Consider the following 24,998-nt stretch of genomic DNA (forward strand, 5'->3'; position numbering starts at 1 on the left):
AGCCGGAGGCACATGTGAACGATGATCGGTCCCAGGGTGGGGATGAGGACAACGCCCGGTTTGGCGCGACGCCCGCCGAGGGCAACGTCGGCATAGACCGGGGCAAGATCGTTGGCGACGCGATGGCGGTCACCGCCAAGTGGTCGCTGCGGTTCATCATCGTCTGCGCAGCCGCAGCCGTCCTGCTCTGGCTGCTGTCCAAGTTGTGGGTCGGGATCTTCCCCGTCATGCTCGCCCTCATCGTCTCCACGGTGCTGTCCGGCCCGGTGGGCTGGATGCGCCGCAAAGGGGTCCCCGCAGCCCTGGCCGCCGCAGTGACGCTGGTCGTCTCGCTCCTGCTCGTGCTCGGGACCCTCGCCGCCATCGCGCCGTCGATCATCGCCCAGACCGGCGACGTGGTCGACCGTGCCAGCGAGGGCATCGTCACGGTGCGCGAGTGGCTGGCCGGTCCCCCGGTCAACCTGGACAACGAGCAGCTGGACGGTGCCATCAAGGAGGCGACCGGCTGGCTGCAGGAACGCGCCAGCGACATCGCCTCCGGTGTCTTCACCGGTGTCTCCGCGGTCACCTCAGCCTTCGTGACGCTGGCGCTGGTCCTGGTGTTGACCTTCTTCTTCATCAAGGACGGACCGACCTTCCTGCCGTGGGTGCGGCGCAATGCCGGTCGCACGGCCGGGCAGCACCTGACCGAGATGCTCACGCGGGTCTGGGTCACCCTCGGCGGGTTCATCCGCACCCAGGCCATCGTGAGTGCCGTCGACGCCTTCTTCATCGGCCTCGGGCTGGTGATCCTCTCGGTGCCGCTGGCGCCCGCACTGGCGATCCTGACCTTCATGGCCGGCTTCATCCCCATCGTCGGCGCGTTCGTGGCCGGGGCGCTCGCCGTGCTGGTGGCGCTGGTGTCCAATGGGTGGGTCACCGCACTGTGGGTGCTGGGCATCGTGCTGCTGGTCCAGCAGATCGAGGGCAACGTGCTCCAGCCGTTGCTGCAGAGCCGCACCATGAAGATGCACCCGGTGATCATCCTGCTGTCGGTGGCTGCCGGTGGCACGCTGTTCGGCATCCCCGGGGCCTTCCTGGCCGTCCCCGTCGCGGCGTCGGTCGTGGTGGCGCTGCGCTATGTGTCCGAGCAGATCGACCTGCGCACGGGTGATCTTGATCCGTCGGACCTGAAACTTGCGACCCCGGAGGGGGCGATGACCACGCGCCAGGGTGTCGAGGCCGGTCGGCGCACCCGCGAGGAGTTGGAGCGGGCAGGCACCGAGGAGTTCGTCGTGGGCCAGGACCCCGATGCGCCGGCCAGTGCTCCCTCACGCTCGAGCGGCTCTCCGTTGCTGGGCCGACTCCACCGCCGCAAGCGCCGCCGCTGACCACTGGTCAGCAGTCGCGCACAAGCAGCAGGGCCGCACCGGCATCCGGTGCGGCCCTGCTGGGTGTCGAAGGTCAACTCAGTCCCTGGTGGTGTCCTTCCAGGCGTCCTTGACGTTCTCGCCGGCCTGCTTCGTGTTGGCCTTGGCCTGATCGACCTGGCCCTCCGCCTGCAGCGAGTTGTCATCGGTCGCGTCACCGAAGGCTTCCTTGGCCTTGCCCTTGGCTTCTTCGGCCGCGTTCTTGATCTTGTCGCCGATACCCATGCGCAACCTCCTGGTCGATGAATAGCTACCCGTCCACACTCACCCGCCGCGGGTCGGACCGCAACTCGAACGCGCTCCCCCCAGCCGACCGAGCGCGCGAGCCCCTGACTCCGGACAGCACCGAGCGCGCGAGCCCCTGACGCTGGGCAGCACCGAGCGCGCGAGCGCCTGACGCTGGGCAGCACCGAGCGCGCGAGCGCCTGCTGATCCGGCGCCCCGAGACCACGGCGAGGCGACGGGGCGCCCAGCCCCTCGGCATACCCGGATTGGGGCTCTGACCTGCGGATTGGCGCACCAACCAGTGGGTTCGCTAACATGTAGGGCTATCCCCACTGAAGGTGTCTCCGCGAGGCCGGATCGCCGGACCGCGCCGTCTCACTGCGCGTCCGACCGGCACCTGTGGTTGGGAACACTGCGCTCGTCCAGAGCGTTGACACCTACAGTCCGCCAGCATGTATGACCGTGTTCACCGACACGATGGGAGTTCGACATGGCCGAGAGGTCCCTACGAGGCACCAACCTTTCCTGGTTGTCCTTTGAGAGTGATGAGGGCGTCACCTTCTCCGAGCGACAGATGGTCGCCTACACCTGTGACGATGGGCACGTGACCGAGCTGCCCTTCTCCGTCGAGGCCGAGATCCCACCGATCTGGGAGTGCCGCTGCGGCAAGGATGGCAAGCTCAACGACGGCCCCGAGCCCGAGCTGAAGGCCACCAAGGCCCCGCGCACCCACTGGGACATGCTCCTGGAGCGTCGCTCCATCCCCGAGCTCGAGGAGCTCCTGGAGGAGCGTCTGGCCCTGCTGCGCGAGAAGCGCGGCGAGAAGCCCCGTCGTCGGCGCACTGCCTGACGCACACACCACACAAAAGGCCCACCCGGCCCTGAGCGGGTGGGCCTTTTGTGTGCCCGCACGGCGGTCGTTGGCCCGATTCCGCCGTCCAGCTGCGCGTCGTATGAATCACGGTCGCTGGTGCGGAATCGGTGTGACCACATCCGTGCTCTGACCCCCGACACGCCGCAACGATGTCGGCACCGTGCAGGACACGCCGGTGGTGACTGGCGGGAGGCTCAATGCTCCGGTGGTGAGTGGCGGGAGGCTCAGCGGCTCCCGCGGGGTCGTGGGTGGCTCAGCGCTCCGGCGGTGGGTCCTCGTCGATGATCTCGCCCTCGATGATGTCATCGCCCCGGCGTGTGCTGCCGGTAGGTCCGGAGGCACCTGGCGTGCCAGGCCCCGGTCGATAGCCACCCGGTGCCCCGGCCCCAGGAAAGCCGGTGACGGTCATCGGAGGCATCCGGCTGCCGATCAGCACGGCCAACAGGCGACGGCTGATGGTGCGAGTGAACGGCAGGATCAAGAAGATCCCCACCACGTCGCTGAGGAAACCGGGGATCACCAGGAACAGCCCGCCGAGCAGCACCAGGCTCGCGTCAGCCAACTCGCGGCCGGGCATCTTGCCGGTGTCGACGGCCTGGCGCAGGGCCTTCCAGGTGCGGCCACTCTCCCGGCGCACCAGGTAGAGGCCCGCCACGACGAACAGCACGAGCAGGCCGAGGGTCCACCAGGGCCCGATGGCGTTGCCAACGGCGATCAGGACAACGATCTCCAGCAGCAGGAGCAGCAACAGGCCGGCAAAGATGAAACGCAGTCGACGAGGGGCTCGACGGTTGCGCGGTGGCCGGCCGAGACCGGGACCCCCTCCGGCGCCACCGTGACCAGCCCCACCCGAACCAGACCCAGACCCGCCAGATCCAGACCCGCCGCTGGGCCGGACGGGGCCGCTCAGTCCGTCAGCTCGTGCCATGTCGCACCTGTTCTCACCCGACGGCCGAGTCCCTGAGTGGCCGTGACCACCTGCCCACCGCGACGCTGCAGCCCCCAGAGGGTGACGCTGCTCAGGGCCTCACGCACGATGCTGCCGTCCATCTTGGACGTGCCCTCGGTGCGCTCCACAAAGTCGATCGGCACCTCCACGACCCGCAGCCCACGGTCGACAGCCCGCAGAGTGAGGTCCACCTGGAAGCAATAGCCCGCCGAGGCCACCCCCTCGAGGTCCATCGTCTGCAGGGCACTGGTCCGATAGAGCCGATAACCGGCGGTGGCATCACGCACCGGGATGCCGAGGGCGGCGCGGGTGTAGAGATTGGCTCCGCGGCTGAGAATGTTGCGCCGGTGCGGCCAGTTGTGGGTCGCTCCCCCGGGCACCCAGCGCGAGCCAATGACCAGATCAGCATCCTGGGCCGCGGCCAGGATGCGGCCGAGCTGCTCCGGCAGGTGCGAGCCGTCCGCGTCCATCTCCACGACCGCGTCATAACCGTGCTCGATGGCCCACGCAAACCCAGCCAGATAGGCCCGTCCCAGTCCTTGCTTGCCCTCCCGGTGCATGACCTGGACCCGCGGGTCCTGCGCGGCCAGGGCATCGGCAACGGCGCCGGTCCCGTCGGGGCTGTTGTCGTCCAACACCAGGATGTCAACGGGTGGTGTCTGTGCCCGCACCCGCGTGATGACACCGGGAAGGGAGTCCTTCTCGTTGAAGGTGGGGATGAGGACGAGGACCCGCCCCGGGGTGTTGCTCATGGTCTGACTGGCCCTGCCTTGCCGGTGGATGGAGGATCGGCGCCGCGGCGCCTCACTGTCCAGCCTAACTGTTGCGACGCCGCAGAACCGCGCCCGCGAGCAGCACGACCAGGCCGATCAGGGCCACTCGCTCGGGCCACGGGCCCAGCTGGACTGCCAGCGTCAGGTCCGTGCGCCGCGGCACGGAGCCGCTGATGATGTCCTGGGTGAACAGCTCGGTCTTGTCGACCACGCTCCCGTCGGGCTGGATCACACCGCTCACCCCGACGGTGCTCACGTGCACCACGGGCCGGGCCAGCTCGACGGCCTTGACCCGTGAGGCGGCGAGCTGTTGCTCCGACTCGTCGGTGAAGCCGAAGGTCGCGTTGTTGGTGGGCACGAAGAGCACCTCGGCCCCCTCGCGCACGTTCTCGCGCATCAGGTCATCGACCACGACCTCGAAACAGATGGCGATGCCCAGGACCAGGTCCCCACTCGCGACCGGCACAGACATGACCCCCGGCTCGTCCCCGGCGGCGAAGTCCCGGGCGACCAGATCGACCTTGTCGCTGAAGAGCCGGAAGAAGTCGCGATAGGGGATGTACTCCGCGAACGGCACGGGCCGCTGCTTGATATAACGATCGACCACCCCCTGCCCCGGCAGATAGAGCAGGCTGGCATTGCTGACGTGATTCTCCGGCTCGCGCAGCACGCCGCCGACGATGAGCGGCACGCCGACCGCGTCCAGCGCCTCGTTGATGACGGTCGCGGCATCCGCGTTGCGCAGCGGGTCGATGTCCGAGGAGTTCTCCGGCCACAACACCAGGTCCGGCTCCGGGAGCTCCCCCGCCTCGACCAGCTCGGCGGCGCGCTTGGTCGTGGCGACGTGCATGTCCAGGACGGCGCGGCGCTGGGCATTGAACTCCAGGGTCATCTCCGGCACATTGCCCTGGATCCCGATCACCTGCAGCGGCTCACCGTCGATCGGGCGCGGGATCAACAGAGGGCCGAGCAGCAGCGCGAGCGCGGCCAGGGCTGCGGTCGGGGTCTGCCAGGCCAGCCGTATGCCGTGGCGCCCCTTCTCCCCCGGCGTGCCAGTGTGCGAGGGCCTGGTCAGCAGTAGCTGCGCCACCAGCGCGAGCAACCCGCCCACGAGCGAAGCCACGAACGTCACCCCCGGCGTGCCCAGCACGGACGCGACCGCCAGCAGGGGCGCATCGGCCTGGCTGAAGGCGACCCGCCCCCACGGGAAACCGCCAAAGGGCGTTGTGGACCGCGCCAGTTCGCTGACCACCCAGGCCAGCGCGACGGTCAGCGGGCGCACCCCGCGGCGTTGCAGGAAGCCGCAGACGGCGCCGATGCCCGCGATATAGAGCGCCTCGAGCACCGACAGAGCCATCCAGGGAAGGGACCCGACGAAGATGCCGGTCCAGGACAGCAGCGGGACAAAGTAGGCCAGCCCGGCGACCAGGCCCAGGCCGAACCCGCGCCAGAAGCCCACCCCGACAGTGGCCAGAGCCAGGGCGCCGATGCCGAGATAGGCCATCCACCACAGGTCGTGCCCGGGGAAGGCGAGCCAGAGAGAAAGCCCCGCGGCGACGGAGAGGACCAGGCGGAGCAGCACCACGTCAGCCTAAGTGAACATGACCCCGAACCAGCCCTCGGATCCGGCAGATCAGGCAGTGCGCCGGTTCCGTCGCTCCCGCACGCTGGTCGCCAGGTCGGACAGGACCTCGGTGGTGGTCTCCCAGGCCATGCAGGCATCGGTGACCGACTGCCCGTAGGTCAGGCCGCTGGGTGCCGGCTCCTGCTTGCCGGCGACCAGGAAGCTCTCCAGCATGACCCCGACGATGGTGTCGTCACCGCCAGCAACCTGGGCACCGATCTCGCGGGCCACCTCGGCCTGACGCACGTGGTCCTTGCGGCTGTTGCCGTGGCTGGCGTCGATGACCAGGCGTGGCTCCAGACCAGCCCGCTCCAGCAGGGCCCGCGCCGCAGCAACAGACGCGGCGTCGCTGTTGGGTTCGTTGCGTCCACCGCGCAGGATCACGTGGCCGTCCGGGTTGCCGTCGGTCTCCACGAGGGCGGCCCGCCCCTCCTCGTCGACGCCGAGGAAGGTCTGCGGAGCAGCGGAGGCGACACACGCATCGACGGCGACCTGCACGCTGCCGTCCGAGCCGTTCTTCAGACCGACCGGCATGGACAGGCCAGAGACGAGCTGGCGGTGCACCTGGGACTCCACCGTGCGGGCCCCGATGGCGCCATAGCTGACGGTGTCGGCAATGTATTGCGGCGTCGTGGTCTCCAGGTATTCACACCCGGCCGGCAAACCGGTCTCGAGCACACCGAGCAGGACCTGACGGGCCAGGCGCAGACCGCGGGGGATGTCATAGCTGCCATCCAGGTCCGGGTCGTTGATCAGGCCCTTCCAGCCGGTGGTGGTGCGGGGCTTTTCAAAGTAGACCCGCATCACCACCACAAGGTCATCTGCCAGGTCATCAGCCAGGGTCTTGAGTCGGCGGGCATAGTCGATCGCGGCTCCCGGGTCGTGCACGGAGCAGGGCCCGACCACCACGAGCAGGCGGTCGTCGTCCCCGCGCAGGACAGACTGGATCTGCCCACGGGAGCTGTCCACGAGGGTGGCCAGCTCATCGGGCAGCGGCTGCTCGCTGAGGACCTGCGTCGGCGTCGGCAGGGGCTCCATGCGCCGGACCCGCAGGTCATTGGTGCTGGTGCGTCGCGTCGTGGCGCTGGGGGTGACGCTCATCGGGGTTCCTCCTGATCTGGAGGCGGTGCGCACCTGCTGTCCCGGAGCGCTCCGCCTGTGAATAGCGGAGGGCGCGGACCACATGGTCCACGCCCTGGGTCGGCTCCGGTTGCGCGCGTCAGATGATCTTCGCGCCGGCCGGAGCCGACCCAAAGAGCCAATACTGCGCAGCGGTGGTCATGCGATGAGGATACACACTGCTCACGGTCAAGGGGGCATCGGGTGACGAGGCGAAGAGGGCATGAGTCAGGGCCCGTGCGCCGTTGGTGCCGAGCCCACCGCAGCGGGATGCTGCTGATGGTCCCGTTGTCTACTGAGCGACCGGGCCCTGACTTGTCCACCATCATGCTCAAACGACCGTCCAGGAGCGCAATCCAGGCGTTGGCACACGCTCTTGTGGAGCGGACGCCCGACTGCGGTCTGGGGCGGTCGCGTGGCTCCGGGGGCACCGGAACCAGTTGCGGACCTGAGGGCTAACTTAGCCCTCAGACGCGCTCTGTCAAACGGGCGCTGACCTGCAGGTTTGTGCGTTATCGCAGGTCATCGGCACCGCCGTCAAGTCAATTTCATCGACGAACGGCAGGCCTCCCCCGGCGTGTCGCCGACGACACGCCGGTGAGCGGTCAGTCATCTGGTCTTCACCGGCGCGCCGCCGTGCGTTAGCCGCCGGCGGGTGGCACGACGACGACGCCGCGGGCCGTGGTGGCCACGACCGGAGGGTCGAGCACGTCAGCGGCCGATCCCCCGCGCTCCGCGTCGCCGCGCGCGGTGACGCGGACCTCAAACTCCATCTCGCGGCTGCGGGAGCCGACCCGGACCAGCGTGGCCGCGATCTCCAGGCAGTCACCGGCGCGGACCGGGGCGAGGAACTGGACGTCGGAGTAGGACGCAAACAGCCCCTCGTCCCCGTCCGTGCGGATGCACAGCTCGGTGGCGACGTCGCCGAACAGCCCGAGGCTGTAGGCGCCGTCGACCAGGTTGCCGGCGTAGTGCGCGTGGCTGAACGGGACATAACGGGAGTGGACGACGCTGTCGCCGACTGAGGCGGTCACTGCTGCTCCTGAGGGGCTGTGGGACGGGTGGTGGCGTCGCCAGCGCGCTGGGCGACGGCGTGGACGAGATAGGAGGCGACCTCCGAGGGGGTGGTGCCCTTGCCGAAGATCCGGTCGACCCCGAGCACGGCGGAGCTGCCCTCCTCAAACCGGGGACCCCCGGCGATCAGCAGCGGCACGGTGCCGGCCGGATAGGCCTCGCGGAAGGCAGCGGACATGGCGGTGGTGTTGTGGATGTGGGCGTCGCGCTGCGTGACGACCTGGCTGACCAGCACCGCGTCGGCCTGCTCCTCGCGAGCACGCTCGACGAGCTCGGGGACCAACACCTGGGCACCGAGGTTGACGACCTTGACCTCGGAGTAGTACTCCAGCCCCTTCTCCCCCGCGAAGCCCTTGATGTTGAGGATGGCGTCGATGCCGACGGTGTGCGCGTCGGTGCCGATGCAGGCACCGACCACGACCAACGGCCGCCGCAGCGTCTTCTTGATGGTGGTGTTGATCTCCTTGGCCGACAGGAGCGGGAAGTCGCGCTCGATGACCTCGACCTTGTCCAGCTCGACCAGGTGGCTCACGCTGCCATAGACGACGAAGAAGGTGTGGCTGTCGCCCATCGCCTTGGCGTGCACCAGCAGCGCCGGTGACATCCCCATCTTGGCCGCCAGCTGCAGCGCAGCACCCTCGGCCCGCTTGTCGTGCGGGATCGGCAACGTGAAGGAGACCTGGATCATCCCGTCGCCGGTCATGTCGCCGTAGGGCCGGATCACCGACCCCTGCTCTGTGCTGCTCACTTGCCCTCCTCCAGCAGTGTCGTGGCCGGGTTGTCATAGTCGTCGGCCTTGCGCGCCACACCCTCCAGGCCCTTGCCCTGGTCGGCGGGGCGCTTCATGTGCCCGAAGGTGCCGTCGGCGATCGCCTCCAACAGCGGGGACCAGCCGCGGGTCGGCGGACGGGTCGACATCTCATCCATCAGCGCGATCGCCTCGCCCAGCACGTGCCGTGCCCGGGTCTGGATGAAGCCGTCGCGCGGCGGGTGGAAGTCCTCGACGAGCCCACCGGCGGAGTTCAGGACGTAACGCACGTTCTGCAGCGCCAGGTCGCGGTCGGACAGGAACGGCGTCACGACCGCCTCGGTCATCATCCCGACCAGCAGGATGGACTGGCCGGTCATCGCCCCCGCGAGGTTGAAGAAGCCGTCCAGCAGATAGCCCTTGAAGATGTCACCGGTCATGTGCTTGGTCGGCGGCATCCACTTCAGCGGCGCGTTCGGGAACAGGTGCCGTGCCAGCAGGGCGTGGGCGAGCTCCATCCGGAAGCTGTCGGGCAGGTCCGGGTTGATCTCAAAGGCGTGCCCGAGCCCCAGCTGCCAGTCCTCCAGCCCCGCTTCCTTGCCGAAATACTCGTTCATCAGCTGGGAGACCGTGACGGTGTGGGCGGCGTCGACGGCGTCAGCGGTGGTGAGGTAGTTGTCCTCGCCCGTGTTGATGATGATCCCGGCCCGGGCGTGGATCTGCCGGGAGAACCGCTGGTCAACGAAGGTGCGGATGGGGTTGATGTCGCGGAACAGGATGCCGTACATCGAGTCGTTGAGCATCATGTCGAGCCGCTCGAGCCCGGCCAGGGTGGCGATCTCGGGCATGCACAGCCCGGAGGCGTAGTTGACCAGCCGGATGTAGCGGCCCAGCTCCTTGCCGACCTCGTCCAGCGCCGCACGCATCAGCCGGAAGTTCTCCTGGGTGGCATAGGTGCCGGCGAAGCCCTCGCGGGTCGCCCCTTCGGGCACGTAGTCCAGCAGCGACTGCCCGGTGGAGCGGATGACGGCGATGATGTCGGCGCCCTCACGCGCGGCGGCCTGGGCCTGCGGGATGTCCTCGTAGATGTCGCCGGTGGCCACGATCAGATAGATCCACGGCCGCTGCTTGGGGTCGCCCAGCCTGGCGATCTGCTTGTCCCTGGCGGCCCGTTGGCGATCAATGCGCCGTATGCCGGGGCGCACCGCGGCCATCGCGGCCCGTCGGGCGCGGGTTGCCTCCCCCTTCTGCTCGGGGATCTGGAAGGTCACCGCCCCGGCGGAGGCTTTCTGCGCCAGGGTCAGCAGATCCGGTGCCTCGTCACGGCGCAGCGCGTCCCACACCGGTGTGGTCACCCCGTGCTCGATGCCCACCTGGTCGCGGACCGCATCGACCAGGTGGTTGACCCACGGCACCCGCTCGTGGTCGGCGCCGGACAACCCGGCCAGGCGCAACGTTGCGCGCTCGACCGAAACCGTCGTGTGCGAGGTGGCCATCGCCACGACGGGCTTGCCCAGTCGGGCCGCGTGGGAGCGGGCCCTGCGGATGCCTGCGCGGTCCAGTTCCAGGACCTTGGGGGTGCTCACTCAGACTCCTTCTCGATCGAACGTGATGTGCCCGTCGACGACGGTCAGCCGCGCGACAGGAAGGGGGAGGTCGGGCTCGGCGCCCAGGTCCGGCAGTCCGTCCGTGGTGACCGGAAGCTCGCCGTCGGGGGTGTCCCAGATGACATAGGAGGCGGGGCCACCGACCACCAGGGAGCCGCCGGGGCGAGCGGCCAAGTCATAGCCGCCCACCGTGTGGGCCTGCACAGCCTCGGTGACGCTCAGCCGCTGGTCCGGGTTGTGGTGCCACACGGCATACTGCACGGCCTGCCAGGGGTCCATCCGGGTGACCGGACTGTCCGATCCCAGGGCGAGCCGGACGCCCGCGTCCACCATGGAGCGCAGGGGGACGGTGGCGAGGGCGCGGTCCTCCCCCAGCCGTGCGGCATACATGTCCTCCGTGCCTCCCCACAGGCCGTCGAACGCGGGCTGCACACTGGCCCAGATCCCGAGGTCAGCCATGGTGGCGAGCACCTCAGCGTCGGGCAGCTCCACGTGCTCCCAGCGGTGCCGTGCGGCGACCATCGCCTCCCGGCCCACCACCTCGGCAGCCTGGCGGAAGCCCTCGGCCATCGTGTGCAGGGCGGCGTCGCCGATCACGTGGCCACCGGCCTGCAGCCCCGCGCGGGTGCACGCGATGACATGCTCCGCGATCTCCTCGGCGCTCAGATAACCAAAGCCGTGGCCGGGCTCGTCCAGGTAGGGCTCCAGCACATGGGCGGTCCGGGACCCGAAGGAGCCGTCCGCGCACAGGTCGCCGGCCAGGCCAGCGACGCCGAGGAACTGTCCGAGGTCTGCGGCCTGGGCCTGGTCGGTGACCAGCTGACCCCAGTAGGCCACTGTCGCGGTGCGGGCCGGACGCTGCCCGGCCTCCAGCACGTGGCGCACGTCCGCAAACGAGGTGAGGTGATCGGCGCCGGTCTCATGGACCAGCCCGATGCCCCGCTCTGCGGCCGCGCGCAGGGCCAGATCGAGATAGTGCTCGCGGTCGGCGTCGGTCATCGCCGAGGTGAAGGCATTGGTGACGGCCGCGAAGGCGTCACGGGTGACCACCCCTGTGCCGTCCCAGCCGTCCATCCCGTGCACGCGCGCGACGGCGGCCATCGCCGAGGACACGCTCGCCGAGTGGGCGTCGACGCGGGGCATGTAGACCACGCCGCCGTAGGTCGCCCTGTCCAGCTCCCGGGCCGTGACGGGGCGGCCCTCGACCCACTTGGTCTCGTCCCAGGAGTGGGCATAGACCGGCCGTCCGCGCAGGTGGCGGGCGGCGGACTCGACCAGTCGCAGGGCCTCGCCCACCGACCGGGTCTTGGACAGGTCGATGCCGTCCAGCCCCTGGCCGGTCATCGTCAGGTGCACGTGCGCGTCGCTGAAGGCCGCCGTGACCAGGGCACCGTCCAGATCGACGATGCGGTCGGCGCTGTCCTCGTGCGCCTGCGCTGCGCCGTCGTCCCCGACCCAGGCGATCGTGCCGTTGCGGGACAGCAGGGCCTGCGCGCCGTCGTGGCCGTGCAGGCGCCCGCCGCGCAGCAGGATCGTGGGGACGTCGGTGACCTCGGGGTCTGGCTGTGTGCTCACAAGGCCCTAGTCTGCTCCCCCGCGAGGCGGGACTCGAACAGTGCCCGCACGCCGGGCGTGGTCCGCAGCAGGTCCAGAGCCAGCTCCGCGTGCCCGGGCACGTAACCGTTGCCGACCAGCATCCGCACATCGGCCGCCAGACCCTCGGCCCCGAGGGCCGCGGCGGCGAAGTTGGTGGCCATCGAAAAGAAGATGACGGTGCCGCCCTGGGCCGTCGCCAGGATCGCCGGCTGCTCACACCCCGGGACGTCGACGCAGACCACGGTCACGTCGGCCGGTCCCCCGGCCTCCTCGACGGCACCGAGCAGACCCAACGGGGAGCGGGCATCGGCGATCGCCACGACATCGGCCAGGCCGCTGCCCTCGAGCAGGTCCGCCTCGCGCTGGAAGGGCACGACCGCGATCCGCCGGGACGCGCCCGCGACACCGGCCGCGGCCAGGGACAGCGAGCCCGACTTGCCGGCACCACCGAGGACCGCCACCACCGGCGCCTCGCCGGTGCGCTCGCGGTGGTCGGCGATGACGCGGGAGACCAGCGCGGGTGCGCCACACACGTCCATCACCATCAGGGCGAGCTCGGGCTCGAGGTCCTCGGGGAGGACCGCTGCGATGGAGCGACCGAACAGGATGGCGTGGCCCCGCGCCGGGACCCGCTCCCCCAGCCCGTCCCAGCGCTCCAGGCCGTCGGTGATCTGCAGCGGGGTCAGTGACAGTGACACGAGGGTGGCGACGTCGTCCCCGACGCTCAGGCCCAACGGGCTGTCCGGTCCGACCTGCGCGACACGCCCGATGAGCATGCCTCCCGATCCGGTGACCGGGTTCTGCATCTTGCCGCGCGTGGCGATGATGTCGAGCACCTCGGCCCGCACGGCCGCGCCGTCCACCGCTCCCCCGCTCGTGTGCTTCTCGGCGAGCTGGCGATAGGAGGCGGCGTCCAGATTGAGCACGTCGACATCGATGCGCACCTCATCGGCGCCGATCTCGGGGCTGGCGTCGAGGCGCCGGGCGGCCTGCGGCAGGCTCAGCGCGTCGCCGGTCGGCTCCAGGACACGATGCAGTCCGACGGGACTGGTGGCTGTCATTCGTCCTCCGTTTGGCAACATTTTCGGGACATCATCCGGTGGATGCTCGCATTCACCGCAAGATATCCGTAGCATGCCATGTATGAGCAGTCTGATCGAGCAGCCCTACCGTTACCAGCAGCGAGAGTTGGTGGAGCCGGACTGGACGCGCTTCCCCGGGTGGCGTGACGTCACTGCGGAGGAGTGGGCCAGCGTGCAGTGGCAGCGGGCCCACTGCATCAAGAACATCAAGCAGATGCGCGAGCTGATGGGCGACCTGCTCACCGATGCGTTCTATGCCGACCTGGAGCGCGACCAGGCCGAGCGGGCGACGATGTCGATGCTGCTGCCGCCGCAGATGATCAACACGATGGTCTCGGAGATGACCTGGGCCGATGGCACGATGCCTGCGGCCGGTGAGGCGTTCACCGCCGCGTTCTATGCCGACCCGGTGCGCCACTACATGCTGCCGGTCTTCTCCGACCGGCGCGCCGACTGGCCCTCGCACCCCAACTCCCAGCGCGACTCGCTGCACGAGCACGACATGTGGGTGGCCGAGGGGCTGACCCACCGCTATCCGACCAAGGTGCTGGCCGAGCTGCTCCCGACCTGTCCGCAATACTGCGGTCACTGCACCCGCATGGACCTGGTGGGCAACTCCACGCCCCAGGTCACCAAGCTCAAGCTGGCCGGCAAGCCGATGGACCGCCACGAGGCGATCATCGACTATCTCAAGCGCACGCCCACCGTCCGGGATGTTGTCGTCTCCGGCGGTGACGTGGCCAACATGCCGTGGAAGAACCTCGAGTCCTTCATCGACCGGGTGCTCGATGTCGAGAACATCCGCGACATCCGCCTGGCCAGCAAGGCACTGATGGGTCTGCCCCAGCACTGGTTGGCCGACGACACCGTCGAGGGCGTGGCCCGGGTGTCCGCCAAGGCTCGCAGCCGCGGGGTCGGTCTGGCCATCCACACCCACGTCAACGCCGCGCAGTCGGTCACGCCGTTGGTCGCCGATGCCACGAAGGCGATGCTCGACGCGGGCATCCGCGACGTGCGCAACCAGGGCGTGCTGATGCGCGGCGTCAACGCCACGAGCGAGGACCTGCTCGACCTGTGCTTCGCGCTGGCCGACGGTGCCTCGATCACGCCCTACTACTTCTACATGTGCGACATGATCCCGTTCGCCGAGCACTGGCGCACCTCGCTGGCCGAGGCCCAGGACCTGCAGCACTCGATCATGGGCTATCTGCCCGGCTTTGCCACCCCCCGCATCGTCTGCGACGTCCCGTTCGTCGGCAAGCGGTGGGTGCACCAGGTCGACTCCTACGACACCGAGCGCGGCATCTCCTACTGGCGCAAGAACTACCGCACCTCGATCGAGTCCGAGGACGTCGACGTCACCAGCGCCGAGTATGTCTACTACGACCCGATCTACACCCTGTCCACCGAGGGACAGGCCTGGTGGCGTCAGCACAGCGACGCCGCTGGCACCCACGAGGCGGCCACCGCAGCAGCGCAGGCCTCCCGGGCGACCTCGGTGGCGCAGCTCGACTAATCTGGAGGATCGTGGGCAAGTCCAGGGGCAGTGGTGGCACGCCGGCCACGGTGATGCTGGAGCGTGCCGGGGTCGCCTTCACCCCGCACACCTACGAGCACGACCCTGCGGCTGAGTCGTTTGGCCTTGAGGCCGCGCAGGCCCTCGGCGTGGATCCCGAGCAGGTCTTCAAGACCCTGTTGGTGTCGGTGGACTCCGGCCTGGGTGTCGGCATCGTGCCCGTGGACCGGCAGCTGGACCTCAAGGCGATCGCGTCGGCGCTGGGGGCCAAGAGGGCCGTCATGGCCGACCCGAGGGTCGCCGAGCGCACGACCGGTTATGTGGTCGGGGGCATCAGCCCGCTGGGACAGAAGAAGGCCCTGCCCACCGTGCTCGACGCCACCGCGTCGGCGTTCGCCACGGTCTTCGTCTCCGGGGGCAAGCGCGGCTTCGACCTCGAGCTGTCTCCCGAGGACCTCGTGCGACTCACCCGAGGGACGCTCGCCGCGATCTCCCGCTGACCGTTGACACATGCAGCGATGGCACACGCAGCGGCCCCTGCCAGTTCACCGGGCAGGGGCCGCCGTATGCCGTGGGCTGGCTAGCGCTGGATCGTCACCGGCGCGGCACTGACCTCCTGACCGTCGAGGGTCAGGGTCACCACGAGCTGCACCTCGCCGATCCCGCGGGGCAGGCCACGGATCACGCCCTTAAACTGCCCTCCGGCCCAGCGGAGCGCGTCCGGTCCGGTCAGCACCTCACCGTCCTGCAGGGCGGTCACGGTGGCGCCCTCGGCCTGGTGCGGCGCACCGTCGGCGTCGGTGACCGTGACGCTGACCGGCAGGACGGCGCCCTTGCCCGTCACGCTGACGGCGACGTCCAGGGCGTGCGAGTGGACGGTCCGCTCCTGGGTCACCGTGTTGCCGAGGGCATCGGTGGCCGTCACGGTCAGCGTGTTGTCCCCCTCGACCAGGGTGACGGGTGCCTCGAAGTTCCCGTCCTCGGTGACCGACACCTCGGTGCCGTTGACCTGGACACTGACCGGATCGGCATACAGGTCGGTCGTGCTGCCGGTCACCACCAGCTCGGTCTCCAGGACGTGGCTGCCGTCCTCGGGTGACCAGGTGAGCTCGGGGGCGGTGGTGTCCAGCGTGACCACGAGCGGCTCCGAGGGGGTGCTGCCCGCAGCGTTGGTCGCCAGGGCCACCACCTCGTTCGGACCCTCGGTGAGCGGGATCGTCGCCGCGAAGGCACCGTCCGCGTCCGGCGTGACCGAGCCGACCTCGGTGTCGTCCACCGTGAGCGTCACCGCGTCCGCGTCGGGCGCGACGCCCGAGACCTCCACCTCCGCGGTGGCAACCAGCGCCTCCTCAGTGGTCAGGCTGGGCGGGACCGGCGGGGCCAGCTGCGCGTCGTCCACCCAGTCCAGGGCGTTGAGGAGCAGCGTCTCCGCATCCTCGGTCCAGCCGAGGTCCGGCCCCTGGAACGGCGAGACGGCAAGGAAGGACAGCACCAGGTGCACATCGGTGGTGCCCTGGAACGCGACCGTGACGCCCGGCCCGGAGGCGGTCGGGCCATCGGCACCGTCGACGGCGATCTCGGCCAGGACCTCACCAGGATGGGTGTCCAGGAGCGCGTAGTAGCCACCGTCGGCCAGCACCTGTCCGGGATCCGACAGCCCCGCGAAGAGCGGGTGCTCCGGGGCCGTGGTGGTCAGGCTCACGGGACCGTCGCCATAACCCTCCGTGCCCACCTGATAGCCCAGGTCGTCACCAAACTCCTCCAGCAGGGCGGTCCCGCCCCCTCCGGCCATGGAGTGGGTGCCGAGCACGACGAGGTCGACGTCCTGCTCGCCCGCAGCAGCGACGAGGTCGTCGAACTGCGTCTCGGTCGGGTCACCACCGTTGATCACCACGGCGCGCTGGCCGTCCAGGGTGGCGTCCGACCAGGTGTCGGCCGACGCCGCGACGCCGTGCTCGACCAGGAAGTCCGTCAACGTCTCGTCCTCGGTGTCTCCCAGGACCAGCACGTCGTTGGCCACCAGCTCGACGGTCACCGCGGCCTCCTCGCCGGCGACGACGGTCACCTCGGTCATGCCGTCGAGATAGCCCGAGCGACTGACCGTGACATCGTGCGTGCCCGGCAACAGGTCAGCCACCACGGCGACGCCGTTGTCAGCGGTCTCGATCGTGGTGTCGCCCACGGCGACCTGTGCACCCGCCACGGGATCACCGGTCGCGGCGTCCACGACGGTGACCGCCGCCGTGCCGCGTGGCTCCTTGACCATCGTGAGATCGAGCGTGGCGGTCTCGCCGTCTCCCACGGTCACCGTGCCGGACGCCGTGCCATAGCCCGGCAGGGTGGCCTCGACCGTGTGCGTTCCCTCCGGAACCCCGAGACGGTAGGTCCCCTCCACGGTGGTCGTGGCGGTCGTCCCGGCCTCGACCGCCACGACCGTGGCCCCAGCGACCGGCTCCCCATCGGCGGTGACCGTGCCGGTCACCACGGACTGGCTCGCGTCGATCGCCCAGTCGATCCCGTTGACCAGCACGGTGGTGGCCTGGGGCGTCCAACGGTTCGGGTCGGCCGGGGTGCCGTAGGAACTGGCGGCCAGGCTGCCCAGCAGCAGCTGCACGCTCCCCGGGCTGGTGAACCGGTAGGCCAGACCGTCACCGAACTCGGTGGCGCCGTCGCCGCTGGTCAGGGTCGCGAGCGTGACACCGGAGTAGCCCTCGAAGAACTGGTAGGTCGCGTTGGCGTCCGGGCGGGTCTGGATCGGGACCAGGTCACCCACCTCGAAGCCCGCAAAGATGGGGTGCGCCGTGGTCACCCGATAGTTCAGCAGGTCAGGGGTGCTGCCCCGGGCGTATGCCGTGGGGTCGCCGGTGTAGTCCGACAGGTGTCGGATCGCTCCTGAGGAGTACTGCCCGGTGAGGACCACCGAGACCTCGGCCGCCTCGGCGGCGTCCAGGAAGGCCTGGAAGTCCTCCTGTCCGGGCTTGGTGCCGAAGCCGTTGACCACGATCGCGTCATAGTCACCGACGACGGGCGTCACGTCCGCGATGGCGGCATAGGCAAACGAGTCGACCTGGTAGGCCGCGTCCTGCAGCAGGGTGCCCATGTCGGTGTTGCGGTCGCCGATCAGCGCCAGCTGCGCGGCGGCGGACATCGTGACATCGACGGTGACGCTCTGCCCGTCCTCCAGACTCACCTGACGGGTCTCGGTGCGCAGCCCGTCGGCGGTGTAGCTGATGGTGTGCGTGCCGACGGGCACGGTCGGCAGGGTGTAGTGCCCGTTCGCGTCGGTGACGGCTGTCCGTCCGCCGACTGTCGCGGTGACGTCGGCCAACGGCGCTCCCGCCGGGTCGGTGATGGTGCCGGTGACGACGCCGCCGGCGTCTGCGGTCAGCGTGATGTCGAGTTGGACGCTCTCCCCCGCCGAGACGCTGACCTCGTGCGTCTGTGGCAGATAGCCGTAGGCGGCCACCTGCAGGGTCCAGGTGCCGGGGTCCAGCGGCACGACGAAGCTGCCGTCCCCGTCCCGACCGGTGTAGGTGCGGCCGGTCTCCTCGACCGTGATCGTGCTGGGCACCGTGACCCCGTCGGCGGTGACCACGCCGCGGACCTCACCGCCCACGCCCTCGGTGTCCAGGCCGTAGTCGAGGGCATTGAGGAAGAGCTGCTCGGCCTCTGGTGTGAACGCCGTGCTGGGGCGGTCCGGGGTGGACAGCGCACCGTTGAGGCTGCTGGCGAGGGTCGAGAGCAACACGTCGACGGCACCGGTGGTGCGTCCCTTGACCGCGATGGTCTCACCGAGCATCCCGTCGGCCTGCGTGCTCAGCGATGCGATGGTCGTGCCGCTGTAGCCGCTGAACCACTGGTAGGAGTCATCGGCCTGCACCAGCGGGAAGGCCCCGTCCGTCAGGTCGATGCCCGCCAGCAGCGGGTGGTCGCTCTGACCCTCCGCGACCTGGGCGTTGACGATGCCAGCGTCGGCTCCGTCGCCCTCCTGCTCGGGGTCGCCGGTGAACTGGTTGAGGTACTGGATGGTGCCGCGCCCGAACTGGGTGCCCAACCACAAGGTGGAGACGTCATTGCGGTTCAACGCATCGTCGAAGGCCGCGAACTCCGCCGCGCTGGGCACCTCGCCGAAGGTCGCACCGTTGGCGACCAACAGATCAATCTCGGACAGGACGGTGGGGTCGGACCAGGTGACGTCGCTCACGCGATAGCCCCACGCGTTCAGGAAGGTGCGCACCGAGGGCTCCCGGCCGGGTGCGCTGTAGTCGTCGAGGACTCCCACCAGTGGAGAGACCCGCAGGGTGCGGTCCACGGTCGTGGTCGCGCCAGCTGCCACCGTGATGTCGACCAGTCGGCGCACGTGCTCGGTGCCGTCGGTGATCTCCACCTGGTGCTCACCGGGCGCCACGAAGGGCAGCTCGAAGGTGCCGTCGGCCGCTGTCGTGGTGGTGCGCGGCGTCCCGATCAGGCTGACGATTGCTCCCTCCAGGGCAACGCCATCGGTCTCGGTCGGGGTCTCTGCAGCGGTCTCGGCAGTGGTCCCGGTGCCGACGGATCCGGCGCTGCTGATGGTCCCGCTCACGGTGCCGACACCATCGGGGGCGAGCTCGATCGAGACGTCGCCGACGCCGCCTTCGGTGATCGTGACCGTGCCCGTGGCCTCCTCGAACCCAAAGGCGGAGTAGGTCACCTGGTAGGTCCCGGTGTGCAGGGTCTGGCTCACCTCACCCTCGGCGTCGGCCGTGAGGGTGAACCCGATCTCGGGAAGGGTGACGGTCGCCTCGGGCAGGGCGAACCCTCCGGGGCCGGTCACCTGGCCCTCGAGGGTGCCCAGCGACGGTGCCGCGGCCCACCGGACCAGGTTGAGGTAATAGTCCTCCGCCTCGGGGGTCCAGGTCTCCCCCGGGATGTTGCGGAAGCTCGCGCCCAGCCCGCCGGCCATGACGCGCACGCTCCCGTTGACCTGGGGGTAGTAGATCGCGGCGGGTCCACGCTGGTCCTGCTCGTCGGCGGTCATCGTCGCGATGGGGATGCCGGCGTGGTCGCCAAAGCCGGCCGACTCACCGGCGTAGGTGACCTGCCAGGGCAGCTCGGAGGGGAGGCCGGCGAAAGCCGGGTGCGGCGTTGCGCCCGTCATCATGATGTTCTGGCCACCACCACCGACCGCCTGGATCTGTCCGGGCTCACCCAGGTGTTCCTGGAACAGGTAGGCCCCACCGATGGTGTAGGCGTTGATGCCGCCGGAGGCGATCACCCCGACACCGGCCTCGTCGAAGGCTGCCAGGTGCGCCAGGAAGGCTTCCTCGCCGGGGTCGCTCGGGTGGGCCAGGATGACGACGTCGACCGCGGAGAGGTCCTCAGTGACCGCCCAGTCCGTCGAGACTGCGGGCACGCCCTGCTCGGTGAGCCACCCGGCCAGCGCGCCGTCGTTGTCGCCGATCACGGCGACCGAGGGAGCTGCTCGCAGGATGATGTCGACCGTGGTGCTCGATCCCGCCTCGACGTCGATGTCGGGGATGGTCTCGGGCGTGTGACCGTCGGCGGCAGCTCCCAGGGTCCAGGTGCCGGCCGGGACGTCGGCGATGGTGAACGTGCCGTCCTCGGCGGACGTGGTCGAGAGGTCCGTGTCGTTCACGTTCACCGTGGCTCCGGCCAGCGGGGCGCCAGACTGGTCGGAGACCGTGCCCGTCACCGTGCCGGACTCGCCCGCGACCAGGGACCAGTCGAGGACCTGACTGGCACCGCCGCTGATCGTCACCTGCTGTTCCTGGGTGACCCAGCCGGGGGCGCTGATGCGCAGCGTGTAGCTCCCGGGCTCCAGGAGCAGGCGATAGCCCGCGCTGGTGGCGGGGACGCTCGGCCCGTCGATGACCTGGACGTCGACCTCGACCGGGTCGCCGGCCGCGTCAGTGATTGCTCCGGTGACCTCGCCGAACTCCGCGGAGACGGCCCAGGTCAGGGTGTCGTCGAGCAGGTCGGTCATGGCGGGCTGCCAGTTCAGGTCCGGGCTGATGTCAGCGGTGGGGGCATGCAGTGGCAGGACCACGTGGGCGTGGCCCAGGCTGCGGGCGAGATAGCCCACGCCCGTGCCCCGGACACCACCGGAGTAGGTGCCCACGGTGGCCAGCGTGGTGCCGGTGAAGTCGTCCACCCAGGCCGCGTCGACCGGATTGAGCAGGTCGGTCGGGCCGTCCGTCGACAGCGACTGGGTCGCCGGGTGGTCCACGACGTCCTGCAACCACGTCGTGCCCCGCCACTTGTGCTCCTCACCGAGGGTGCCCGAGTCAGTCACGGCGAGCAGCTGCCCGACCGAGCCACTCGTGGCGCCGTTCTGGTCCAGAGCCACCAGGGGCACTCCGGCCTCGTCCGCCTCCGCGACCAGCGCGGTGAGCGTCTCCTCGGTGGCCGGGTCCTGCGGTGTGCCCACCAGGGCAACGGCGGAATAGTGGGCGACGGTGCCGGCGATGTCGTCGTAGCCGACCTCGTCAACCAGCCAGTCTCGACCGGTCAGCAGGCGGCTGACCGCGCCCTCGTGGTCGGCCACGACGGCCACGTCATAGCGCTGCAGGGAGGCGTCGAGCACGCTCGCCTCCCCCTCGACGATCGTCACGTCCGCGCTGAACGGGGCATAGCCCTCGGCGTCCACCAGGACGGTGTAGTCACCGGCAGCGACCTCAGCGACCGCATAGGCGCCGGTGTCGTCGGTCTCGGCCGTGGGGACCACCGCCTCGCCAACAGGGTCAACGACGGTGATGGTGGCCGCGGTGACCGGATCGTCACCGGCGGTGACGGTGCCGGCCAGGCTGCCGGTCCCCACCGGGACCAGCTCGACGTCCAGGGGGACGTCTTGTCCCCCGACCACGAGCACGGACTCCTCCTGTGCGGCAAAGCCGTAGGCACTCGTGCGCACCGTCCACTCACCGGGGCGGTGCGCGAGGACATAGGCGCCGTCAGCGTCCGTCTCAGTCAGTTCACCGGTCTCGACGACCTCGACGTGGGCAGAGACCGGCCCATCGGGTCCGGTCACACTGCCGCTGACGGTGCCCGAGGAGGTCTGTGCCGACACGGTGCCGCTCTGGTCGACCAGATAGGCCGTGCCGTCGACGACGGCCGGTGCCGACAGGATTCCCGCGGAGAGCTGTTCCTCCCACAGGACTGACCCGGTGGTCGCGTCCAGAGCGAACGCGATGCCGCTCTGCGACCCACCCAGCACCACGCCGTCGGAGGAGACCGACTGGGGTGAGGACACGGCATACCGGGTGCTGTGCGTCCACCGCACCTCCCCGGTGGCGCGGTCATAGGCCCGCACGAAGCCCTTGCCGTGCGACCCGGCGATGACGGTGTCGTGATAGATGGCTGGCGTGCTGCCCTGGGCACCCCCGTGCTCGCTCGCCTCCCAGATCACGGCTCCCGTCTCCAGGTCGAGGGCGAGCAGGGAGCCGTTGGTCGCGGCTCCCGTGCCGAGGTAGGCGACCCCGTCGGCGATGGCCGGAGAGGCCAGGATCGAGTGAGTGGGGTGGGCAAACTCCCACAGCTGCTCGCCGGTGGTCGCCTCAAACGCCCGGACCACGCCGGTCTGATAGCTCGCGGCCACGACCACGCCGTCGGACACGGCCGGTCCGAAGAGGACCTGGGGGCCGACCTCGGAGCGCCAGAGACCCTCACCGGTGGTGATGTCGATGGCGTGGACGAAGCCGCCGTTGTCCAGGCCCAGGCCGGTCGCGACATAGGCGACGCCGTCGAGGACCGCTGGGCTGGCGTAGACCGTTGACTCCTCCCCCGTGGAGTAGCTCCACAACTGGGCACCCGTGGCAGGGTCGAGCGCCAGAATCGCGTTGTTGCCGCCGTCGGAGGTGATGACGGCATCGTCGGTGATCGCCGGGGTGACCCGCAGGTTGCGCCCGCCGCGGTGGGTCCACAACCGCTCACCGGTGGTGCTGTCCAGGGCCGTGAGGAAGCTGTCGGCTCCGGTCGTGGTGGCCAGGAACAGCCGTCCGTTGGACACGACGGGCGAGCTGAAGAAGGCATCCCCGTCCAGGTCGACCGACCAGGACTCCGCGAAGGTGGAGGGTGTCACGCTGTCGCGGGTCAGACCGAGGCGCGCTGGACCGTTCTGGGCCTGGCTCCACCCGTCGAGGGCGGGGGTGGTCAGGGGCGCCAGGTCGATGTCGAGGTCGAGGTCACCGTCGATGCTGAGGTCCTGGGCATGCGGCAGGAAACCCGCCAGGGAGGCACGCAGCTGGTAGGTGCCGTGCGGGACGGCCAGGGTGTAGGCCCCCTCCGGGCCGGTGACGGCCTCAGCGACAGGTGTGCCGTCGGCGCCCAGACTCACCACAGCGCCGGCTGCCGGGGTGCCGTCGGCTGTCACGACGCCGGTGATGGTCGAGGACGGGGCCTCCTCCAGGGACACCTCGCGCTGAGCGACCTCGCCGACGCCCACCTCGATCGTGAACGTCTCGGTGAGATAGCCGAAGGCGCTGACGCTCACCTCGGCTCCGCCGGTGGGCACGGTCACGGCATACGAGCCCGTCGCCGGGTCGCTGACGACCTCGAAGTCGCCGCCGTCCACGCTCACCGTGGCCTCCAGCGGGCCCTCGGGCCCGGTGACGGTGCCGGTCAGCCGACCGGAGTGGGCCACGACGGAGGTGGCCGCGTAAGTGTCGATGATGCCGTGGCCATAGTTGTTGTTGGGGACCTCGCCCATGTGGTCCTCGACGCGGGCGGTGCCCTCGAGGGTCTCCCAGATCTGGTCGATGGTCAGGTCCGGACTGGCCGACAGCAGCAGGGCCACGGCGCCGCTGACGTGGGGTGCGGCCATCGAGGTGCCGGAGATCGTGTTGTAGTCCTGGCCGAGGTTGCGCGGCCAGGTGGAGAAGATCTGGCCACCGGGGGCGGACACGTCGGGTTTGATGATCTCCTCGCCGTCCCAGGTCACGGGGCCGCGGCTGGAGAAGGCAGCGATCTGGTCGTTGACGTCGGTCGCCCCGACGCCGAACGACATCGGGAAGGAGCCGGGTGAGCCGACGGTGCCGCTCTGCGGGCCGTCGTTGCCGTTGGCAAAGACCGGGAAGATGCCGGCGGCCCGCCAGGCCTCGACCGAGTCCCAATAGGTCGTGCGGTTCGGGTCGGAGGCGCCCCAGGAGTTGTTCACCACGTCAGGGGCCTTGCTCGGGTCGCCGCCGGGCGCCAACACCCACTGGGCACCGTCCAGGATCGTGCTGTCGGTCGTGAGGCCGTGGTCGTCGAAGATCTTGACGCCGATCCACTCGGCCTCGGGGGCCACGCCCGTGACCTCGCCCGGAGTCCCTCCGGTGATGGTGCCGGTGACGTGGGTGCCGTGCCCCTGGCCGTCATGCGGCGTCGGGTAGTTCTCCCCGGTCGGGACATACCAGCTGTCGGAGTGGTCGCCATCGGCGCCCCGATAGGACGGGGCCAGTGCCGGGTGCCCACCGTCGACACCCGTGTCGAGCACCGCCACGACGACGCCCTCACCGCGGTGGTCGTAGGCGCCCCAGGTGCGCGGGGCCTTGATCGTGTCCAGTCCCCAGGTGGGGAGCAGCGGGGAGGAGGTGGGCTCCGGCGCCCTGACCTCGCCGTCCAGCTCGACCCGGTCGACGTCTGGATGCTCGGCGAGCTCGGTCGCGGTCTCCCGGTCGACAGTGGCCGAGAAGCCGTTGATGATCCAGAAGTCCTGCACGGCCGAGGCGTGCCCCTGCGTCTCGGCGTCGGCCAGGATGTCCTCGACCCGGTCGTGGGCCGGTGTGGTCGCCGCAGCCTTGAGCTCCCGCACCACGGTTGCGGTCCGGGCGTCCTTGGCCGCTGCATGCAGGTCCGAAACCGAGTCCACCGAGGAGGTTGCCTCGGCCCTCATCCCGGCCAGGTCAGCTGCCAACCGGACCTCGTCCAGGTCCGCCTGCTCGGAGAGGTGCACGATCACCGAGACCTGCTCGTCGTCGTCAAGCGCATCCAGGACGGCCGCTGGGAGTGCAGACTCCGGCTCGCTCCCCTCGTCTGGCGCGGCCAGGTTGTCCTCGACGGTCACCGGGTTCGTGAGCGCCTCGAGCTGCTGATCGGATCGGTCAGTTGAGGAGGGCGTTGCGGGGTCGCCGGATGCGGCTTGCGTGGCTCCTGCCTGTGTGGTCTGTGCGGTTCCGGCCTGTGCGGCCGGGGCCTCATCCGGTCCGTCGTGTTCGGCGCCCAGGGTCAGGCCCACCTGCAACGCAGCGTCTGCCCCTCGTGGCGTCTGGGTCGGCGTCGCACTCGCCGGCGTGAGGCCGACGACCGCGAGAACGAGGGCAAGGGTGAGGCTCAGCGCAGCTCGAACGGCTGCCGACGCGTGCAAGGACACGGGGACACTCCGGTGTGTTCACATCAAGGGGGCCAGGGGACCGCCAGAGCGGCC

15 protein-coding genes are annotated in these 24,998 nt (G+C 69.8%); 4 read left to right on the forward strand and 11 right to left on the reverse strand.

What is annotated here, in order from left to right; translation table 11 throughout:
- The first annotated feature begins 14 nt into the window (after nt 1-14).
- Nucleotides 15-1,370 (forward strand): AI-2E family transporter, encoded by a 1,356-nt coding sequence (locus NF556_RS10925; RefSeq protein WP_252590973.1) that lies wholly within the window; start codon nt 15-17, stop codon nt 1,368-1,370.
- Nucleotides 1,371-1,448: 78 nt separating this feature from the next.
- Here the strand turns inward: NF556_RS10925 and NF556_RS10930 are convergent, their stop codons facing one another.
- Nucleotides 1,449-1,634, reverse strand: a complete 186-nt coding sequence (locus tag NF556_RS10930) for a CsbD family protein (RefSeq protein ID WP_252590974.1) — start codon at nt 1,632-1,634, stop codon at nt 1,449-1,451.
- Between the two features lie 490 nt (nt 1,635-2,124).
- Here NF556_RS10930 and NF556_RS10935 point away from each other — a divergent pair, with 490 nt between their 5' ends.
- Nucleotides 2,125-2,484, forward strand: a complete 360-nt coding sequence (locus NF556_RS10935) for an RNA polymerase-binding protein RbpA (protein WP_252590975.1) — start codon at nt 2,125-2,127, stop codon at nt 2,482-2,484.
- Between the two features lie 277 nt (nt 2,485-2,761).
- Here NF556_RS10935 and NF556_RS10940 read toward each other — a convergent pair whose 3' ends face one another.
- From NF556_RS10940 to kdd, 9 genes are all read right to left on the reverse strand, one after another.
- Complete coding sequence (locus tag NF556_RS10940) at nt 2,762-3,256, reverse strand: FxsA family protein (protein WP_252590976.1); 495 nt, start codon at nt 3,254-3,256, stop codon at nt 2,762-2,764.
- Nucleotides 3,257-3,414: 158 nt separating this feature from the next.
- Nucleotides 3,415-4,209, reverse strand: a complete 795-nt coding sequence (locus NF556_RS10945; protein ID WP_252590977.1) for a polyprenol monophosphomannose synthase — start codon at nt 4,207-4,209, stop codon at nt 3,415-3,417.
- Nucleotides 4,210-4,273: 64 nt separating this feature from the next.
- Nucleotides 4,274-5,812, reverse strand: coding sequence for an apolipoprotein N-acyltransferase (gene lnt, locus NF556_RS10950; protein WP_252590978.1), 1,539 nt, complete (start codon nt 5,810-5,812; stop codon nt 4,274-4,276).
- 51 nt (nt 5,813-5,863) lie between these two features.
- Complete coding sequence (locus NF556_RS10955) at nt 5,864-6,955, reverse strand: 3-deoxy-7-phosphoheptulonate synthase (RefSeq protein WP_252590979.1); 1,092 nt, start codon at nt 6,953-6,955, stop codon at nt 5,864-5,866.
- 659 nt (nt 6,956-7,614) lie between these two features.
- On the reverse strand, nt 7,615-8,007 hold the full coding sequence (kal, locus tag NF556_RS10960) for a 3-aminobutyryl-CoA ammonia lyase (protein ID WP_252590980.1): 393 nt from the start codon (nt 8,005-8,007) through the stop codon (nt 7,615-7,617).
- A complete protein-coding gene (kamE, locus tag NF556_RS10965) occupies nt 8,004-8,795 on the reverse strand; it encodes a lysine 5,6-aminomutase subunit beta (protein ID WP_252590981.1) in 792 nt (263 codons plus the stop codon). The genes kal and kamE overlap by 4 nt, the downstream gene beginning before the upstream one ends.
- Nucleotides 8,792-10,381: a lysine 5,6-aminomutase subunit alpha gene (gene kamD, locus NF556_RS10970; RefSeq protein ID WP_252590982.1), complete on the reverse strand. Its 1,590-nt coding sequence runs from the start codon at nt 10,379-10,381 to the stop codon at nt 8,792-8,794. Before kamD ends, kamE begins: the two co-directional genes overlap by 4 nt.
- Nucleotides 10,382-11,977, reverse strand: coding sequence for an amidohydrolase (locus NF556_RS10975; RefSeq protein WP_252590983.1), 1,596 nt, complete (start codon nt 11,975-11,977; stop codon nt 10,382-10,384). It abuts the gene before it with no gap.
- Nucleotides 11,974-13,059 carry an L-erythro-3,5-diaminohexanoate dehydrogenase gene (gene kdd, locus NF556_RS10980; protein ID WP_252590984.1) on the reverse strand — a complete coding sequence of 362 codons (1,086 nt, stop codon included), beginning with the start codon at nt 13,057-13,059 and terminating at the stop codon, nt 11,974-11,976. The genes NF556_RS10975 and kdd overlap by 4 nt, the downstream gene beginning before the upstream one ends.
- Nucleotides 13,060-13,141: 82 nt before the next feature.
- Between kdd and NF556_RS10985 the strand changes: the two genes are divergently transcribed.
- The gene (locus NF556_RS10985) at nt 13,142-14,596 is read left to right on the forward strand and encodes a KamA family radical SAM protein (protein ID WP_252590985.1); all 1,455 of its coding nucleotides are present in this window, start codon (nt 13,142-13,144) and stop codon (nt 14,594-14,596) included.
- Nucleotides 14,597-14,607: 11 nt separating this feature from the next.
- Complete coding sequence (ybaK, locus tag NF556_RS10990; protein WP_425607036.1) at nt 14,608-15,096, forward strand: Cys-tRNA(Pro) deacylase; 489 nt, start codon at nt 14,608-14,610, stop codon at nt 15,094-15,096.
- Nucleotides 15,097-15,176: 80 nt separating this feature from the next.
- Here the strand turns inward: ybaK and NF556_RS10995 are convergent, their stop codons facing one another.
- Nucleotides 15,177-24,944, reverse strand: coding sequence for a carboxypeptidase regulatory-like domain-containing protein (locus tag NF556_RS10995; RefSeq protein ID WP_252590986.1), 9,768 nt, complete (start codon nt 24,942-24,944; stop codon nt 15,177-15,179).
- Nucleotides 24,945-24,998: the final 54 nt, after the last annotated feature.

This window comes from Ornithinimicrobium faecis (assembly GCF_023923225.1).
In the GTDB taxonomy this organism is placed as follows: domain Bacteria; phylum Actinomycetota; class Actinomycetes; order Actinomycetales; family Dermatophilaceae; genus Ornithinicoccus; species Ornithinicoccus faecis.